The organism is Microbacterium schleiferi, assembly GCF_015565955.1.
Taxonomy (GTDB): domain Bacteria; phylum Actinomycetota; class Actinomycetes; order Actinomycetales; family Microbacteriaceae; genus Microbacterium; species Microbacterium schleiferi_A.
In genome coordinates, this window is sequence record NZ_CP064760.1 from 673640 (window position 1) to 691301 (window position 17662).

Consider the following 17662-nt stretch of genomic DNA (forward strand, 5'->3'; position numbering starts at 1 on the left):
GCAAGGACATATGACAACGCTGTCTTTTCTTGTCTGAGGATCTTCGCAGAACAAAAATATCCTTCTAAACAGGCATTTTCAGCGCACGACTAATTCGAAATGACCCGAAATGTCTCTGCGATGTCCATCGTCGTCATTTGGTGAACGAACTGCTAGCCTATCCGCGGGACGGAGGACGATGACGGTTCAACAACGCGCGACGCTCGATGATGTGGCCCGGCTTGCCGGGGTGAGCTCGAAGACCGTGTCCCGCGTCTTCACCCAGCGTGAGCTCGTCTCGCCGGAGACCGTCGAGCGCGTCCTAAGCGCAGCCAAGCGCCTGCGGTTCCGGCCGAACACCCTGGCGCGCGGCCTCAGACGCGGGGGCAGCACGAACGCCCTCGGCTTCATCATGGGCGAGTTGAGCAACCCTTTCTACTACAAGGTCGCCTCGGGGATCGAGCGCGAGCTCGCCGACCAGGGCTATGCGCTCATCGTGGCCACCACCGACGACTCGCCCGAAGGCGAGGAGCGCGTCGCCGACGCGCTCCTCGCGCAGCGGATCGGGGCGCTCCTGATCATCCCCGTCTCCGACGACCAGTCCTATCTCGAGGGGGAGCGGCAGCTGGGCACTCCCGTCATCGCGATCGACCGACCGGCGCGCAACCTCGTCGCCGACTCGCTCGTGCTCGAGAACGGGAAGGGTACCTACGAGACGACGCGGCGCCTGCTCGCCCGCGGGCATCGCCGCATCGGCTATGTCTGCAACCCCGCCTCGGTATACACCCAGGCTGAGCGCCTCCGCGGCTTCCGGGACGCGATGGCCGCCGACGGGATCGCCGACACGAGCCCCTGGGAGCGCCTCGAGGACGATCTCTCGATTGCGCCGGACGTGATCGTGCGCGACCTCATGAGTTCGGAGAGTCCGCCGACGGCGCTCATCACGGGGAACAACCGCATGACCATCGGCGCACTCCGCGTGTTCCGCGAGCTCGGCATCATGGAATCGATGGCACTTGTGGGGTTCGATGACTTCGACACGGCTGATGTCATCGGCGTCACCGTCATCACCTATGACCCGGTCGAGCTCGGCCGGCAGGCGGCGCGTTTGGCGCTCGAGCGCATGCGGGATCCGGCCGGGTTCACCCAGCAGATTGCGCTGCCGACCTGGATCATCGAGCGAGGCACCGGCGAGAGGGCGCCACGGAACCAGGACGCGTGAACGCGATCGACGCGGACTCGCCGCTGCGCTGGGAGAAGCGGGAGAGATCGTCCTGACCGGCGCCTTCCTCCACGAGGTCGGCCTGCAGCTTCCGACGGTCTGGCCGCTGCAGGCGTTCGTGATCCACCTCGAGGCCGAGTGAGGGGTATGCCCCTCACTCGGCGGAGCGCTGCAGCAACGTCAGACGCGAGTAGGCTCCCTCCGCCCGCAGCAGTTCTTCGTGAGTGCCTGACTCGACGATACGGCCGTGCGAGATGACGACGATGCGATCCGCTCCACGCACCGTCGAGAGCCGGTGGGCGACGATGAGCGTCGTACGCCCGCGCCGCGCCCGGTCAAGAGCCTCGGTGACCTTCGACTCCGACTCCGCGTCCAGAGCGCTCGTGGCCTCGTCGAGTACCAGGATGCGCGGCTCGCGGACCAGGGCGCGCGCGATGGCGAGTCGCTGGCGTTGACCACCCGAGAGCCGCGATCCGCGTTCTCCGACGAGGGTGTCCAGGCCATCCGGCGAGTCGGCGATGACGTCCATCGCGTTGGCGTCGCGCAGGGCGTGGAGAATCTCCTCGTCGCTCAGATCGGTCGTGCCGTACGCGACGTTCTCCCGCACCGTGCCCGCCAGTAGCACCGTCTCCTGTGGAACGATCGAGACGGAGCGGCGCAGCGCGCGGAGGTCGAGCGTGGCGAGGTCCATCCCATCGATCCTCACCTGGCCTCTGGTAGGACGGACAAACCCGAGCACGATGTTCAGGATCGTCGACTTGCCCGATCCGGATGGCCCGACGAAGGCGACGGTCTGACCCGGTTCGATGCGGAATGAGACACCTTCGAGCGCCGCGACGTTGGCGCCGGGATACCGGACGGTGACGTCCTCCAGTGCGATCGCACCTGTCACACGGCCGGGGTCGCGCTGTCCCCGCGTGTCTTCGACATCGAGTTCCTCGGCGACATCGGCGACCGAGCGCATCGCATCCAGTCCCCGCGTCAGCAGCGGAGCGACGCTCATGAGCATGACCACAGCGTTCGTCAGCAATCCGAAGTACGTGCTCAGCAACACGACCTGGCCGGGGGTGATCGGCAGAGCGCCCGTCACTGCGAGAGTGGCGGCTCCGACCAGACAGATCAGTCCCAGCACCTGGTAAGAGATCCACGACATGGCTCCGAAGCGCCCGTTGAGAACGTCGAGTTGTCGTCCCGCCTCCCGCACCGACTCGGCACGGGCAGCGACCCGCGCGGTGGCGACATCTTCCAGTCCGTGGCCTCGGGTGATGGGAAGCAGCGCCGCCATCTCCGTCACCTGCGCCGAGAGAAGTTCGACCTCGCGGCGAAAGGCCTCGTTGCGCTCCGTTGCACGACGTCGGATGTAGGCCACGAGGCCAGCAGCCAGGGGGATCGCGAGCGCGAACACGAGCACGAAGGCGGGGACGTTGAATGCTGTGATCACGATCGCGCCCACGAGCGTCGCGGCGGCCGAGAGCACCGTGGGAAACAACTGCGCGAGCATGAGCTCGAGGTTCTCGACATCGCGGACGATCTTCGTCTGTACGACGGATGCGCTCTGGCGGTTGTGCACGCCGAACGAGAGCCTCTGGAGGCGAGCGGCCAGTCCCGTGCGCACCGTATACGCCAGGCTCCGGGTCGCGGCGCTGGTGATGCGGATGAAGATCATCTGGAATGGATAGTTGAGGATCAGCAGCACGAGAGCAAGACCCGCCCAGACGGTGATGTGCCAGAGCGGACCGCCGGCGACCACGATGTCGATGACCGCGGCCGTCACGGGCGGCAGCACCCACGTCGGGCTGTCCTTGATGACGAAGGCGCCAAGTGCGCCGCCCAGCGCCCAGCGATAGGGCCGCAGCAGGCGCAAGAGCGAGCGCAGCGGCCGTGCGCGTTCGACGTCGGCTGTGAGGACGGCCTCGGCGTCGACGAGCGGTATGCGGTCGGTCTGAGGGCTAGACACGCGCGTTCAGGAACGCGGTTTGAGCAAGCCACTGGTAGGCCTGGCCGCCCTCGTGCATGTTGTGGTGGTAGACGGAGATCGCCTTGTCCGCACCGGCGTAGTGGTTATAGGCAGCGAAGACCGTGGAGGGCGGGCACACCGGGTCGTGTAGTGCGACGGAGAACAGTGCCGGCGCCGTGGCGCGCTTGGCCAGGTTCACGACATCGAAGTAGGCCAGCGTATCGAAGACCCGCTCCTCAGCGCCGCGGTGGACGGACAGGTACCGCACGATCTCTTGGTATGGGTCCGCGTCGGTGAGGCCGACCGCCCGCTCGAAGTGGCTGAGAAAGGGCACATCCGGCATCGCGGCGACGAGCCCCGGGGTCAATCCGGCAGCCGCGATCGTAATGCCACCTCCCTGGCTGCCGCCGACCACCGCGACCCGGTCGGGATCGACCTGCGGAAGGGTGCGTACGGCATCCACCGCACGGACGGCGTCCGTGAACACCCGTCGGTAGTAGTAGTCCTCCGGGCGCTCGATGCCGCGTGTCATGAATCCGCTCGCGGAGGGACCGGTGCCGTGCGGGTCGGCGGTGGCCCCACCGCTGCCCCACATCGACCCCTGTCCGCGGGTATCCATGAGCAGATAGACATAGCCGGCCGAAACCCATCCGAGGCGCTCTACCGCGAGGCCGCGGCCACCGCCGTAGCCGTTGAACTCCACGACGGCCGGCAGCGGCCGCGAAGCCCCGGCGGGCGTGAGCATCCATGCCTTCACGGGGTCTCCCGCGAAGCCGGGGAACGTGACGTCGAAGACCTCGAACGCGCGCAACGGCGAGTCGGTCGCCTCGACGAGCGCCTCACCGCCGACCACGCGGGTCTCGTCGAGGGTCGTCGCCCAGAAGTCGTCGAAATCGGCGGGCTCCCTGACCGGAGGTCGGTAGCGCTCAAGCTCGTCGAGGGGCAGGTCGAATCTGGGCATGAGAACTCCGTGTGTGATTGTCGGCATGGCAACGATAGGCACCGCAGCCGGTCGCGGCAACACGCTGAACCCTCGGCTGTCCCTCACTGTCCTCCGCCATAGGGGAGAGCGAACATGAGTTTGATCTGGTCTTTCCTCATGCGCGTGGGCGCAGCGCGTCAAGCACTGTCCGGGGGATGTCCGCCGTGGGAAGGTGGCGGTCTGTTCCTTTTCCGCGTGGTAGCGCGGCGTCTGCGTCGCGTCCGGTGAGATGTAACGGTTTTGTAAACTGTCCATCCAAACCAGTCCACACGCTTGCGGATCTTTTGTTCGTAAGCTGTACTAACAAACATGACTGCATCGGAAGTGCAGCGCGGCTCTTCCACTGAATCCGCGCACACCCTCACGGCTCCCCGCGAGCAGTCTTCCGGTTCGACGGATGCTGTAGCGGGCGGCCACGCGACTGCGCAGCGCCGGGGTCTTCGCCGGGTCAAGGTGCTTCCCGAGCACGCCCGGGCCCACAATCGCTCGCTCGTACTGCAGACGCTGTTCCACGACGGCGCCATGAGCCGCGCCGATCTTTCTCGCGAGACGGGCCTCACCCGCGTCACGATCTCCGACCTCGTGGCCGAGCTCATCGGCGACGGCCTCGTGGCCGAGCTCGGCATCCGTGAAGCATCGGGCCCGGGCAAGCCCGCGATGGTCGTCGACCTTGACCGCGCAGGCCATCGGATCCTCGGGATCGACCTTTCGGGACCCGATACCTTCCTCGGCGCCATCCTGACCATCGACGGCGACATCGTCGCGCGCCACGAGGTGGCCGCGCCGCGCGGAGCAGAGGATGCCCGGGATGCCGTGATCGAGCTGGCCCGGCGCCTCGTCGCGGATGCGCACGCCCCGGTGCTCGGGGTCGGTGTCGGAGCCCCCGGTGTCGTCGACGACCGTGGCGTGATCTTGAGCGCACCGAACTTCGGGTGGACGCAGCTGCCACTGCGCAGCATCCTCGAGGAGGCGCTCGCCCTGCCGGTGCTCGTCGCCAACGACGCCAACGCCGCCGTCCTCGCCGAATACACCTTCGGCGGCGCTGGCGATGACGTCGTGCTCGTGAAGGTCGGGCGCGGTGTCGGTTCCGGACTCGTCTCTGCCGGTCAACCCATGCGCGGCGCGCACTTCGCCGCGGGGGAGATCGGTCACGTCACGGTCGGCACCGACGGCGGTCCTCAGTGCGCGTGCGGCAAGGTCGGATGCCTCGAGGCGTGGCTCTCGGTGCCCGCGCTGACCGCTCGCATGGCCGACGCCAAGACCCCCGCCGACCGTGACCAGCAGCTGCGCGACGCCGGTGAACGCCTCGGCATCGCCCTCGCGCCCATTGTCGGTGCGCTCGATGTGTCGGAGATCGTACTCTCCGGCCCCGATGAACTTCTCGCCGGACTTCTCGCAGAGGCCACCGTCGAGACGATCCGTACCCGCACACTCGCCCGGTTCCATGACGGCGTGCGCGTCCGGATGACAGCGCAAGGCCAGGACATCGTCCTGCGCGGCGCGGCTGTCATGGTCCTGTCAGGCCAGCTCGGGGTGTCGTGACCCGCACCCCATCCATCCCCCCCCGGATAGGTCGCCCGACCTCTTCCGAAACCAAGAGAAACACGAAGGAAGACACCATGAAAAAGACGCTCGGAGCCGTCGCCCTCGCGGGCGCCGCGGCTGTCGTGCTGGCCGGCTGCGCCGGCGGTGCCCCCGCGGAGCCCGAAACGGGCGACATCACGGTGTGGCTCGTCGGAGCTGACACGCCACAGACCGCTCGTGACTACCTGAAGCAGACCTTCGAGTCCGAGAACGAGGGGTGGACCCTCACGATCGAGGAGAAGACCTGGGCTGACGTGTCCGACACGTACACGGCCGCGCTGTCTTCCAACGACTCGCCCGATGTCGTCGAGGTCGGCAACACGCAGGCGCTCGGCTTCGCCGACGCTGGCCTGTTCCTCGACATCTCCGACATCCAGGAGCAGCTCGGCGGGTCTGATCTGCTTCCCGGTCTCGTCGAGGCTGGTACGTACGACGGCTCGCTGTACGCCGCGCCCTACTACGCGGGCGGCCGCATCGTCTTCTACAGCCCCATGATGGTCGACGAGGTCCCCGCGACCCTCGATGACTACGTGGCCGAGGGCGTCGCCATGACCACCGACACCGTCTCGGGCATCTATGCGCCCGGCAAGGACTGGTACAACGCGCTTCCCTACATCTGGGCCTACGGCGGCGAGATCGCCGTTCAGGACGGCGGCACCTGGGATGCGCAGTTCTCGAGCCCCGAGAGCCTCGAGGGTCTCAATCTCCTGCAGACCGTGTACGAGGATGCCACGGTCGCGCCGGCCGACGGCAACGAGCTGATGGCCAACATCGCGTTCTGCAACGGTGAAGCCGGGTTCATCTCGAGCCCCGCCTGGGCCGCCGGCAACCTGACCGGTGCGTGGCCGTGGGCTGATGACGATGCCGGGCAGAACTCCGAAGGCTGCCCCGACACCTACGCTGCCGACCTCGGCGCGTTCGCCCTGCCGGGCCTCGAGGCCGGCGAGACCGCCCCGATCTTCGCCGGTGGTTCCAACGTCGCTGTCGCCACCAAGAGCGCCGCACCGACGAAGGCCAAGGCTGCGCTGGAGATCATGCTCTCCGAGGACTACCAGAAGCTCCTCGCCGAGCAGGGCCTCACTCCCGGAATCATTTCGGCGGCCTCTGCGCTTCCGGACACCCCGATCGCCCAGGCGCAGGCTGCGGCCCTCGCCAACTCGAAGGGCACGCCCGCCAGCCCGAACTGGGCTGAGGTCGAAGCGGCTCAGATCATCCCCGATGCTCTGGTGCGCATCGCCCAAGGTGAGGACGTCGAGGCGGTAGCGACCGCCCTCGACGAGCAGATCGAGGCCATTCTCAACCAGTGATCGACGGATGCCGCCGCGCGGAGAGACCCGCGCGGCGGCACCCCGACCACGCGCCCGATGGCTCCGTCCGATGCATGAACTCCCCGATTGTGCATCGAACCGAGTGATCGGACACCCCGTCCGCGATGATCGACGCACACCGTCGTTCGTCGTCCCCGCCATCACCCGAGACGTCGATCGCGTCCCCTCATCCGTCGCAGAAAGGAGGGATCGCCGTGACCACCACCCTCATCGCACCGCCGGCCGCCGATGCGCCGCCGCCGCCGGACCGTATCGCTGACCGCGTGAAGCGCAGAAGCCGCCGCGAAGCCCGCAACGCCTGGGGCCTGCTGACGCCGGCTCTCATCGTGATCGGGGTGATGACGATCTACCCCGCCGTCTTGATGGTCGTGCAGTCCTTCACGGACTACACCGTCAAGAACAAGGTCCAGGGCACCTGGCCGAACTTCGTCGGCTTCGAGAACTACATCGATCTGTTCACGACATCCGATTTCCCCGCCGTCCTCATGCGCAGCCTCGGGATCATGGTCGTGCTCACGGTCCTGAACCTCAGTCTCGGCATTCTCGTCGCCGTCCTCATGGTGCGCCTGAGCCGCGCGTGGCGGATCGTCGTTTCCATCGGCCTCCTGGTCGCGTGGGCGATGCCGCCCCTGACCGCGACTGTCGTGTGGGGCTGGATCTTCGACACGCAGTACGGCCTCGTGAACGCCACGCTCAACGCGCTCACCGGTACCGAGAACTGGACGAACCACTCGTGGCTGCTCAACCCGTGGTCCTTCTTCATGGTCCTGACGATCATCGTCGTGTGGCAGTCCGTGCCGTTCGTGGCCTTCACGACCTACGCCGCGCTCGGACAGGTGCCCGACGAGGTGCTCGAAGCGGCGTCGCTGGACGGCGCAACAGGATGGTCGCGATTCCGTCTCATCGTGTTTCCGTACCTGCGGAGCGTCCTGACTGTCGTGCTCGTGTTGCAGATCATCTGGAACCTCCGCATCTTCACGCAGGTGTACGCGCTGCAAAGCCGCGGGGACTGGCCTCCGAGACGAACGTCCTGGGGACCTACCTGTTCCGGCAGGGTGTCGGCGAGTTCGGTGCCACCGCGGCGATCGGTGTCGTCATGGTCATCTTGCTGCTCATCCTCTCCTGGGGATACGTGCGCACGACGCTCAAGGAGGAGGAGCTGTGAGCACCCAGATCACCCCCGCCACCCAGCTCGGCACGATCGGCATCGACGACGAGCCCCGCATCCGTCCGCGCGGCGCGCGTTCTCCGAGGCGAGAGGGACTGCGCAGGCCCAGCCCCCGCAAGGTTCTGACGCGCACGTTCCTGAACATCGCGGCAGCTGTCGTCTTCGTGATGTCGGTGTTCCCGGTCTACTGGATGGTGAACATGTCGTTCACGCCCACGAACGAGATCATCAGCCGCGACCCCAGCTTCGTCCCGCTCGACTTCACGCTCGAGAACTACATCACGGCCTGGACGCGCGAGGCAGCTCCCGGCCAGACGGACTTCCCGCACGCGCTCGGCACCACCGTGACGGTCACGATCGGCGTCCTCATCGTCACGCTGCTGTTCGCCTTCCTCGCCTCCGTCGCCGTCGCGCGCTTCCGGTTCGGCGGCAAGCGCGGATTCATCGTTGCCGTGCTGGTGGTGCAGATGATCCCCGGCGAGGCGATGATGTTCACGATCTACGGAATGATCGACGACTGGCACCTCATGAACACCCTCCTGGGCCTGGGCATCGTCTACACCGCCGCCGTGATCCCGTTCACCATCTGGACGCTCCGTGGGTTCGTCGCGGGAGTTCCGGCCGACCTCGAAGAGGCAGCCATGATCGATGGCTGCACCAAGTCCCAGGCGTTCTGGAAGGTCACCTTCCCGCTTCTGGCACCCGGCCTCGTGGCCACGGGGATCTTCGCGTTCATCCAGTCGTGGAACGAGTTCACGATGGCCCTGCTCATGATGAAGGGCTACAACCTCACGCTGATGCCGTGGCTGAACGCCTTCCAGTCCTCGTCGGTCGGCGGTGCCGTGAACTGGGGCGCGGTGATGGCCGGATCCACCCTGATCGCCCTCCCGGTGGTCATCTTCTTCCTCATCGTCCAGGGTCGGATGACCGGTGGACTCGTCGCCGGAGCGGTCAAGGGCTGATGAACATGTGCACCACCCACCGCCCACCGATCGGGGGCGGGCGATGAGACTCGGCCTCGACGTCGGAGGGACCAAGACTGACGCTGTCGCGATGGCCCCGAACGGAACAATCGTCGCCCGCGCGCGCCTCGCGACAGGGTGGGGAGCGGATGCCGTCGTGCGGACGATCCTCGACGCCGTCGCCGCGCTACGGGCCGACCCCGCGCTCGCGGCGGCCGATATCCGCTCGGTCGGGATCGGCATCCCCGGCCGGATCGAACCGGGCTCGGGGCGGGTCGAACACGCCGTCAACCTCGGTGTCGAAACGCTCGACCTCGCCGCAGCCGTGGCGCCCGTGCTCGGCGTTGCTGTGCGTGTCGAGAACGACGTCAAGGCTGCTGCGCTGGGTGCAGCCTCGTTGCGGGGTGCGGCACAGTCCATGGGGTACCTGAACCTCGGCACGGGGATCGCGGCCGCCATCGTGACCGACGGCGCCCTGTGGCGCGGTGCGCGCGGCGGTGCGGGAGAGATCGGGCATCTGTCGATCGACCCGGCAGGCCCCGTGTGCCGGTGCGGCCAACGCGGCTGCATCGAGGCGCTCGCCGGCGGCGGCGCGGTCTCGGCCCGCTGGGGCAAGCCGGGGGCGCTGCCGATCCGGGACGTGTTCGACGCTGCCGACGCCGGTGATCCGGTGGCCGTGCGCCTGCGCACCGACCTTGCCCGAGGCGTTGCTGCCGCCATCCGTGTCCTCGTGCTCACGGCGGATGTCGACACCGTCGTCCTCGGAGGTGGCATCACGACTCTGGGCACCCGCCTGCAGGGCGAGGTGGCCGCTCACCTGGACGCGAGCGCCCGGGAGTCCGCGTTCCTGCGATCGCTCCAACTGGTTGCTCGCGTCGAGATCCTTCCCGTCGGTGCCCCCGCCGCCGCGCTCGGAGCCGCCCTCATCGGCGCCGAAGCGGCGGGCGAGAGAGAGGTCGTATCCCGTGGCTGAAGTCATCATCGTTCCCAGGTCTGCGGAGGGCGGGAACCTGGTCGCGAGCGAGATCGCGCGGCGCATCCGCGCCACCCCCGATCTTGTGCTGGGGCTGGCGACCGGGTCGACGCCGCTCCCGGTCTACGAGGCGCTACGCCCCGCGCTCGCCGAAGTCGACGTGTCAGGCGTTCGCGGATTCGCGCTCGACGAGTATGTGGGGCTCGATCCCGCGCACCCGCAGAGCTACCGGTCGGTCATCGCGCGGGAAGTGGTCGAGCCGCTGGGACTGGACCCTGCGCGCATCCGAGTCCCCGATGGGCGCCTCGACGGGATCGCGCACGCCGGCGAGGTCTACGAGGCAGCGATCATGGATGCCGGTGGCATCGCTCTGCAGATCCTGGGGATCGGCACCGACGGTCATATTGGTTTCAACGAACCGGGCTCGTCGTTCGCCTCCCGCACGCGTGTCAAGACGCTCACCGAACAGACGCGCGCCGACAACGCGCGCTTCTTCGCCTCGCCGGACGAGGTGCCAATGCACTGCATCACGCAGGGGCTCGGCACGATCCTTGAGGCAGGCCAACTCGTGCTCCTCGCCTTCGGGAGGTCCAAGGCGGCAGCCCTCGCGGCAGCCGTCGAGGGCCCGGTGTCAGCATCCGTTCCCGGTTCGGCGATTCAGCTCCACCCTCACGTCACGGTGGTTGTCGACGAGGATGCTGCAGCCGAGCTCACCCGCGCGGACTACTACCGCTACGCCTACGCGAACAAGCCGACCTGGCAGGGTCTCTAGGCCGAGCGCTCCGCGCCTGGCAGGGTCTCTAGGCCGAGCGCTCCGCGCCTCGCAGGGCCTGTAGGTCGAGCGCTGCGCGCCGGCAGGGTCTATACGTCGACGTCTGCCACGCCGCTCCAGGCGACGCGGATGAGGTGCGTGCGGCTGAGAGGTGCCAGCGGCGTCGACGCCACGTCGTCCTCGGTGATCCACCGCAGCTCCGCGATCTCGGCGCTCGCCTGCGCGTGCGCCTCGCCGACCCGCAGCAGATATGCATCCGCCACCACGCGATGCCCCGGCTCATTGGCGGCGGCCTCTTCGAACCGGCCGAGCGCGACGAGGTCTTCGACCGCGGCACGGATGCCGGTCTCTTCCGCGACCTCACGGAGGACGGCATCCGTCGCGCTCTCGCCCGGGTCGGGCTTTCCGCCCGGTTGTTGAAAGACGACAGCGCCGTGCTTGCGGACGATCAGCGCGCGACCATCGGTGGACACGATCACCGCCGCGCTCACGTGTACGACGCCGCTCACGTTGCGAACACCTTGCCGGGGTTGAGGATCCCCTGCGGATCGAACACGCGAGCGATCTGGCGCTGCAGCTCCCACTGGTCATCCCCGAGCTCGTCGGCAAGCCACCGGCGCTTGAGAGCCCCGATACCGTGCTCGCCGGTGAGCGTGCCGCCGAGATCGAGTGCCGCGTGGAACAGCTCGTCGGCGGCCTCCCAGATCACGGCGGGGACGTCCGGGCCGTCGAAGATGAAGTTCGGATGCAGGTTCCCGTCGCCCGCATGCGCGACCGTGGGGATCACGAGACCGTAGCGGCGCTCGATCTCTGCGATGCGCGTGAACATCGCGGCCAGCGCGGAGCGTGGAACCGAAACGTCCTCGATGAGCGTCGTGCCGAGCCGAGCCATCGCCGGGTGCATCGACCTCCGGATCGCGAGGAGCCGTTCGCCCTCCGTGGGATCCGTCGACACCGCGACCCGGCCACCTGCCGCTTCGAGCACCGTGGCAATCGCCGCCGCGTCTGCTGCTGCGGCGACCCCGTCGGTCTGGACCGTCACGTGTGCCTCGCCCGGCGTCGGTGTCGCAAGGCCCAGAAGGTCGTGGATGGCGGCCAGCGACGCGGCGTCGAGCAGCTCCATGATCGCCGGCTGCAGCCCCGCCGCGGTGACGGCGCTGCACGCGCTCGCGGCGGTCCCGACATCCGTGAAGGTCGCCGCGATGGTGCACACCGCGCCGCGCGTGAGCCGCCGGAGTTTGAGGGTGGCACCGACAACGACACCGAGGATGCCTTCCGAACCGATCACGAGAGAGGTGAGGTCAAGGCCGGTCACACCCTTGACCGTGCGGTGCCCGAGGCGCAACAGTCGGCCGTCGGCCAGGACGAGGTCGACGCCGAGGACGGCATCGCGCACCACGCCGTACTTCGCGCACAAGAGGCCCCCGGCGCCGGTGGCGATGTTCCCGCCGACAGTGGAGATGTCGCGGCTGGCGGGATCCGGTGCCCACCACAGGCCGTGCTCGGCGAGCGCGCGGTTCAGGTCGGCGTTGAGGATGCCGGGCTCGACGACGGCGAGCAGGTCATCGGGGCGCACCTCCAGGATGCGGTCCATCGCGCGGAGCGAGAGGGCGATTTCGCCCGGCCCGGCGTTCGCGCCGCCGGCAAGTCCTGTCCCGGCGCCGCGAGTGACGACGGGTGTACCCGTGCCCGAGGCGATGCGCAATGTTGCCTGCACGTCGCTCACCGTGCGCGCGTGCACGACAGCGAGCGGCCGGCCCGTGCTGGCATGGCCGGACTTGTCGGCGCGCGCAGCCTCGAGGGAGGCATCCGTCGTGTCGAGCGCGTCGCCGAGCTCGGCGCGCAGCTGCGCGAGGACCTCCCGGTCGCTCATGCCAACCGGCGGCGCCCGGAGAGGACACCGACCGTCACGGCGATGACCCCGAAGATCAGGCCTACCCAGATCAGGCCGACGCTCCACCACGCGATCGTCGCCGAGACGTAGACGAGAAGCTCGACCACGGCCCGCAGGAACGGGTGGACGACGATCACGGCGCGGGGAGAAACGAACAGGGCCCATAGCAGGATGGCGACCAGGGGCGCGCCGATGCCGATGACGATGTTCCACGGGAGCGGCCAGGCAGCGAACCCCCAGAACGCGAGAGTCCCGAACGCGAACAGCTCACAGAGGACGGCGAGAACGTCGACCGCGCTCAGCGCTGGGCGCGTTCCCGCGGGCACGCCGGTCGGGGTCGCTGATTCGGGCATGCCCCCAGTCTAGGCCGCGTGAATGTGGGCGCATCTGGTCGCTGGTGCGGCAGAAGGTGGGCCCGAATTGTCGCTTCTGAGCCGGGAGGCGACGGTTCGCGCCCACTCTTCCCGGACTCAGCGCACGCGGCGGCCCTCAAGCCACACCGCTCGCGGTTCGAGGCGGGAATCCAGCAGCACAGCGTCGGCCACGGAGCCCGTGCGCAGGCTACCGTGGCGGACCTCGATGCCGATCGCGGCGGCCGGGACGCGGGTGAGTGCGTCGACAGCCGCGGGCAGTTCGACCCCGGCTGCGCGGGCCACGCGAAGCGCGGCATCCTGCGTCAGCGTCGACCCCGCGATCGTGTCTGTCCCCGCGAGGCGGGCGACCCCGGCGGCGACATCGACGTCCAGCTCACCCAGCACGTAGCGTCCGTCGTCGGCGCCGGCGGCTGCCATCGCGTCGGTGATCAGCGCAACGCGCCCCGGGGCCGCGGCGAAGAGCATCCGGATGAGCTCGGGATGCACGTGGACGCCATCCGCGATCACTTCGAGCGTCACGCGCGGGTCGGCGGTTGCGGCGGCGACCGGTCCGGGAGCGCGGTGGTGCAGGGGTGGCATCGCGTTGAACGCGTGGGTCAGGATGCTCGCGCCGGCCTCGAACGCCGCACGACTCGTCTCGACGTCGGCACCCGTATGACCGACCGCGACAGCCGCACCCGCCTCGCGAAAGGCGCGGATCGCGTCGCCCGCGCCCGGCAGTTCCGGCGCGAGGGTCACCTGCCGGATCGTGCCCGAGCCCGCGTTGAGCAGCGCCGCGAGGGCCTCAGGGGTTGCCGCTCGCAGCGTGCCCGGATCGTGTGCTCCCCGGTGGCCCGCATCGAGGAACGGCCCTTCGAGGTGGGAACCGAGGATGTCGGCATCCGTTCGTGTCAGCTGCGCGATGCGCTCGACCTGCGCCGTGAGGTGCCCGAGCGGCCCCGAGACGAGCGAGAGCACGGCCCGCGTCGTACCGTGCGTGAGGTGCAGGGCGCGGGCGCCACGGATGTCTGACTCGGAGCCCTCATACGAGAACCCGCCGCCGCCGTGGCCATGGATGTCGATGAACCCTGGCGCGAGAACGGCGCCAGCTCCTGCGACCTCCCGTGCATCGACCACCGTCGCCGTCGCTGACCGGGAACGCCAGTCGCCGCCGGTTCCGACGGCGGCGACGGCACCGTCGCGCATCTCGACCCAGGCGTCGCTGGTCTCGGCACCATCCGTGACTAGCCGGACGCCGTGGATGATCGTGCCCTCGGGCCCATGCGCGGAGGCATCCGGAGCGGTCACGATGCTCCCTCCCCGCTCCAGGGGATCTCGGCTGAGCGACGGAAGCGGATGCCGAGAGCGCTCCACAGCCCGTCGAGGGCGCCGATCCGGCTGCGGAACGACTCCCATGTCCGTAGCGGATGCGCGCCGGTGGCAGGCGACCACGCGGCTTCGGCGGCTGCGGCAAGCCGCGGGAACATCAGCGTGTCGATCTCGTCCGCGCTCCGCACGGTCTCGGTCCACAGGGGCGCCTCGACCCCGAGGATATCGGGCTCGGCGACGCCGTCCAGCACAGCACCGGGCTCCCAGGCATACGCGCGCTCGACGCTGGTCGGACCTCCCGCCCAAACCAGTCCGAGCGCCGAATCCTCGGAGTCCTTCATATCGAGGTACACGGCGTCGGCCGGCGACAGGATGAGGCGCCCGCCGCGCGCGACGAAACCTCGTGCTTTCTCGTCCATTCCGTCGGTCGGGGCCACAAACCCCCAGTATTGGCCGACAGTTCCCGGATGCAGGTCGCGGGCCGCGCCGGCTTCGTGCCACAGCACGGGAGCCTTGCCCGTCGCCGCCACGATCCGCGAGGCGAGCGCGACGAACGCCGCGTAGTCTCCCGGATCCGTGCCCAGGGCTTCGTCGCCGCCGACGTGCAGATAGGGTCCGGGAGTCATCGCGGCAAGATCCGTGACGACATCCGTGACAAACGTCTCGGTCGCCGGGTCGCCGATCCGCAGCGACGAGAAGCCGACAGCGAGGCCCTCGTACGGTTCGCCCGCTACCGGCAGCGTGCTGCCGTAGCTCTCGACGACCTCGCGGATGTGCTCGGAGAGCACGGGAGGGTGGACGATCTGCGGATAGGCGAGTCCGACGGCATGGGTGTGGCCCGGAAGGTCGATCTCGGGCACAACGGTCATGTGCCGAGCCGCGGCGTACGCCACGATGCGGGCATAGTCCTCCGCCGTGTAGAAGCCGCCCGGGTCGCCGTCGATGGCTGTCCCGGATGCGAGCCGGGTGAGTTCCGGGCGCGAGGGAATCTCGATCCGCCACCCCTGGTCGTCGGTCAGGTGCAGGTGGAGGTGATTGAGCTTGAGCTGCGCCGCCCGGTCGATGACGCCGAGCACCGTGTCAACCGGGAAGAAGTGGCGCGCGACATCGAGCATGACGCCGCGATAGGAGAAGCGCGGGGCATCCGTGATCGTCGCAGCAAGTATCCGCCACCCGGCCGCCGCGGACTCGATGAGTTGCACGAGGGTCTGGATGCCATAGAACAGTCCCGCGGCATCCGCCCCGGTCACCTCGATGCCGTCTGCGGAGGCGACGAGTCGGTAGGACTCGGGGCTTCCGGTCTCCGCGCGGACGAGGGAAATGCCCGGGCCGGTCGCCGCCGAATCGATGGCAACCTGTCCGTGCGTCCGCGCCGCGACGAGGTTCGTGAGGATACTGACCGCCGCCTGGTCGCCGCTGACCGCGGTCCGCGCTCGCAGTCCGAACCCGGGCCCCTCCCCGGCGACGAGCTCGCGGGGGACCGGGACGACGCCGGCCGAGGCGGGTGCGGCAGCGGTCTCGCGAGGCGGTGTTCCGGTCATGTAAAGCGTCCTAACAAATAGCCTGCACTCACTCTACCAACCGCGCTGGCGCGGATCGAGGGCACGGGGTGATCCGCTATGCTCAAGGTGTCGCGACTGGCGTTGAGGTGGATGACCACCGGGGAGCGACCGACACGGTATTCGACCGCACGCCTGGGTCGATACGGACCCCACCCGAAGCCGTCGTCCCCGCCCCGCCCGCCCCAAGGAGCCGAACGCCATGAGCGACTCGTTCTTTTCCGCCCCGCTCGCTGAAGTCGATCCCGAGATCGCCCAGGTCCTCGACCGTGAGCTGGCTCGCCAGCAGGGCTATCTCGAGATGATCGCCTCCGAGAACTTCGTGCCTGTCTCGGTGCTGCAGTCGCAGGGATCCGTGCTCACGAACAAGTACGCCGAGGGCTACCCCGGCAGACGCTACTACGGCGGCTGCGAAGAGGTCGACGTGGCCGAGGAGCTCGCGATCGCCCGCGCGAAAGACCTGTTCGGCGCCGCGTACGCGAATGTGCAGCCGCATTCCGGAGCTACCGCCAATGCCGCAGTGCTGCACGCGATCGCGCGTCCCGGCGACACGCTCCTCGGTCTGTCGCTTGATCACGGCGGGCACCTGACCCACGGCATGAAGGCGAACTTCTCGGGCCGCCTCTACGACATCGTCGCCTACGGTGTGGATCCCGAGACGAGCCTCATCGACATGGATGAGGTGCGTCGCCTCGCGCTCGAGCACCGTCCGCAGGTGATCATCGCCGGGTGGTCGGCCTACCCGCGCCAGCTCGACTTCGCACGCTTCCGTGAGATCGCCGACGAGGTCGACGCGTTGCTCTGGGTCGACATGGCCCACTTCGCCGGGCTCGTGGCCGGTGGCGTGCATCCCTCACCCGTGCCGCACGCGCACGTCGTGTCATCCACGGTTCACAAGACCATCGGTGGACCGCGGTCGGGATTCATCCTGACCAACGACGAAGCGCTCGCGAGGAAGATCAACTCCGCGGTCTTCCCGGGGCAGCAGGGCGGACCCCTGATGCATGTGATCGCGGCGAAGGCGACAGCCTTCAAGCTGGCTGCGACGCCGGAGTTCCGCGAACGGCAGCAGCGCACGGTGCGCGGAGCCAAGATCCTCGCCGACCGGCTCGCGCAGCGCGATGTCGCAGATGCCGGCATCTCGGTGCGCTCGGCTGGCACCGATGTGCACCTCGTGCTTGTCGACCTGCGAAACGCAGTGATCGACGGGAAGCAGGCGGAGGATCTGCTGCACGAGATCCAGATCACCGTGAACCGCAACGCGGTTCCGAACGACCCTCGGCCGCCGATGGTCACGTCGGGACTGCGCATCGGTACTCCGGCGCTCGCCACCCGCGGATTCGGCGATGCGGAGTTCGCCGAGGTCGCCGACATCATCGCGCTCGCGCTCCTCCCGGAGCCCGACGTCGATGCCCTGCGTGCGCGGGTCGCGACCCTGACCGAGGCGTTCCCGCTCTACCCGGGCCTGTCCCAGTAGGGCGGGGCGCGCGCGGTCCCGCCTCGGATGGCGCGGCCGGCAACGACATCCGGGTCTGGATGAGGCGACCGTGCGCCCGTAGGATACCTATCGACATAGTTATCCGTCCCGGAACGCGGAGGT

The 17662-nt window shown here is 68.5% G+C and carries 14 protein-coding genes, 1 pseudogene and 1 riboswitch; of the genes and pseudogenes, 8 read left to right on the plus strand and 7 right to left on the minus strand.

What is annotated here, in order from left to right:
* Positions 1-178 precede the first annotated feature (178 nt).
* Entirely contained in the window at positions 179-1201 is a 1023-nt protein-coding gene (locus tag IT882_RS03200) for a LacI family DNA-binding transcriptional regulator (RefSeq protein WP_195693139.1), read from the plus strand.
* Between the two features lie 154 nt (positions 1202-1355).
* Here the strand turns inward: IT882_RS03200 and IT882_RS03205 are convergent, their stop codons facing one another.
* Positions 1356-3158 carry an ABC transporter ATP-binding protein gene (locus tag IT882_RS03205; RefSeq protein ID WP_229382275.1) on the minus strand — a complete coding sequence of 601 codons (1803 nt, stop codon included), beginning with the start codon at positions 3156-3158 and terminating at the stop codon, positions 1356-1358.
* Entirely contained in the window at positions 3151-4119 is a 969-nt protein-coding gene (locus IT882_RS03210) for an acetylxylan esterase (protein WP_195693140.1), read from the minus strand. Before IT882_RS03210 ends, IT882_RS03205 begins: the two co-directional genes overlap by 8 nt.
* A 330-nt stretch (positions 4120-4449) precedes the next feature.
* On the opposite strand from IT882_RS03210, the gene IT882_RS03215 reads away from it, so the two are divergent.
* The 6 genes and pseudogenes from IT882_RS03215 to IT882_RS03240 all read left to right on the plus strand — a co-directional run bounded on the left by IT882_RS03215 (position 4450) and on the right by IT882_RS03240 (position 10927).
* A complete protein-coding gene (locus IT882_RS03215) occupies positions 4450-5682 on the plus strand; it encodes an ROK family transcriptional regulator (RefSeq protein WP_195693141.1) in 1233 nt (410 codons plus the stop codon).
* Positions 5683-5759: 77 nt separating this feature from the next.
* The gene (locus IT882_RS03220) at positions 5760-7031 is read left to right on the plus strand and encodes an extracellular solute-binding protein (RefSeq protein ID WP_195693142.1); all 1272 of its coding nucleotides are present in this window, start codon (positions 5760-5762) and stop codon (positions 7029-7031) included.
* A gap of 578 nt (positions 7032-7609) precedes the next feature.
* A pseudogene (locus tag IT882_RS16260) lies at positions 7610-7987 on the plus strand (carbohydrate ABC transporter permease); the annotation flags it as partial.
* Between the two features lie 226 nt (positions 7988-8213).
* Positions 8214-9182, plus strand: a complete 969-nt coding sequence (locus tag IT882_RS03230) for a carbohydrate ABC transporter permease (protein ID WP_195693143.1) — start codon at positions 8214-8216, stop codon at positions 9180-9182.
* A gap of 43 nt (positions 9183-9225) precedes the next feature.
* Positions 9226-10155, plus strand: a complete 930-nt coding sequence (locus IT882_RS03235; RefSeq protein ID WP_195693144.1) for an ROK family protein — start codon at positions 9226-9228, stop codon at positions 10153-10155.
* A complete protein-coding gene (locus IT882_RS03240; RefSeq protein WP_195693145.1) occupies positions 10148-10927 on the plus strand; it encodes a glucosamine-6-phosphate deaminase in 780 nt (259 codons plus the stop codon). Before IT882_RS03235 ends, IT882_RS03240 begins: the two co-directional genes overlap by 8 nt.
* Positions 10928-11016: 89 nt before the next feature.
* On the opposite strand, the gene IT882_RS03245 is transcribed toward IT882_RS03240, so the two are convergent.
* From IT882_RS03245 to IT882_RS03265, 5 genes are all read right to left on the minus strand, one after another.
* The gene (locus IT882_RS03245) at positions 11017-11436 is read right to left on the minus strand and encodes an NUDIX hydrolase (RefSeq protein WP_195693146.1); all 420 of its coding nucleotides are present in this window, start codon (positions 11434-11436) and stop codon (positions 11017-11019) included.
* Positions 11433-12800, minus strand: coding sequence for an FAD-binding oxidoreductase (locus tag IT882_RS03250; protein ID WP_195693147.1), 1368 nt, complete (start codon positions 12798-12800; stop codon positions 11433-11435). The genes IT882_RS03245 and IT882_RS03250 overlap by 4 nt, the downstream gene beginning before the upstream one ends.
* Positions 12797-13174 carry a YrdB family protein gene (locus tag IT882_RS03255; protein ID WP_195693148.1) on the minus strand — a complete coding sequence of 126 codons (378 nt, stop codon included), beginning with the start codon at positions 13172-13174 and terminating at the stop codon, positions 12797-12799. The genes IT882_RS03250 and IT882_RS03255 overlap by 4 nt, the downstream gene beginning before the upstream one ends.
* Positions 13175-13291: 117 nt before the next feature.
* Positions 13292-14482: an N-acetylglucosamine-6-phosphate deacetylase gene (locus IT882_RS03260; protein WP_229382276.1), complete on the minus strand. Its 1191-nt coding sequence runs from the start codon at positions 14480-14482 to the stop codon at positions 13292-13294.
* A complete protein-coding gene (locus IT882_RS03265) occupies positions 14479-16044 on the minus strand; it encodes a family 20 glycosylhydrolase (RefSeq protein ID WP_195693149.1) in 1566 nt (521 codons plus the stop codon). Before IT882_RS03265 ends, IT882_RS03260 begins: the two co-directional genes overlap by 4 nt.
* A gap of 82 nt (positions 16045-16126) precedes the next feature.
* Positions 16127-16210, plus strand: a riboswitch (ZMP/ZTP riboswitch).
* Between the two features lie 54 nt (positions 16211-16264).
* On the opposite strand from IT882_RS03265, the gene glyA reads away from it, so the two are divergent.
* Positions 16265-17539, plus strand: coding sequence for a serine hydroxymethyltransferase (gene glyA / locus IT882_RS03270; RefSeq protein ID WP_195693150.1), 1275 nt, complete (start codon positions 16265-16267; stop codon positions 17537-17539).
* Positions 17540-17662: the final 123 nt, after the last annotated feature.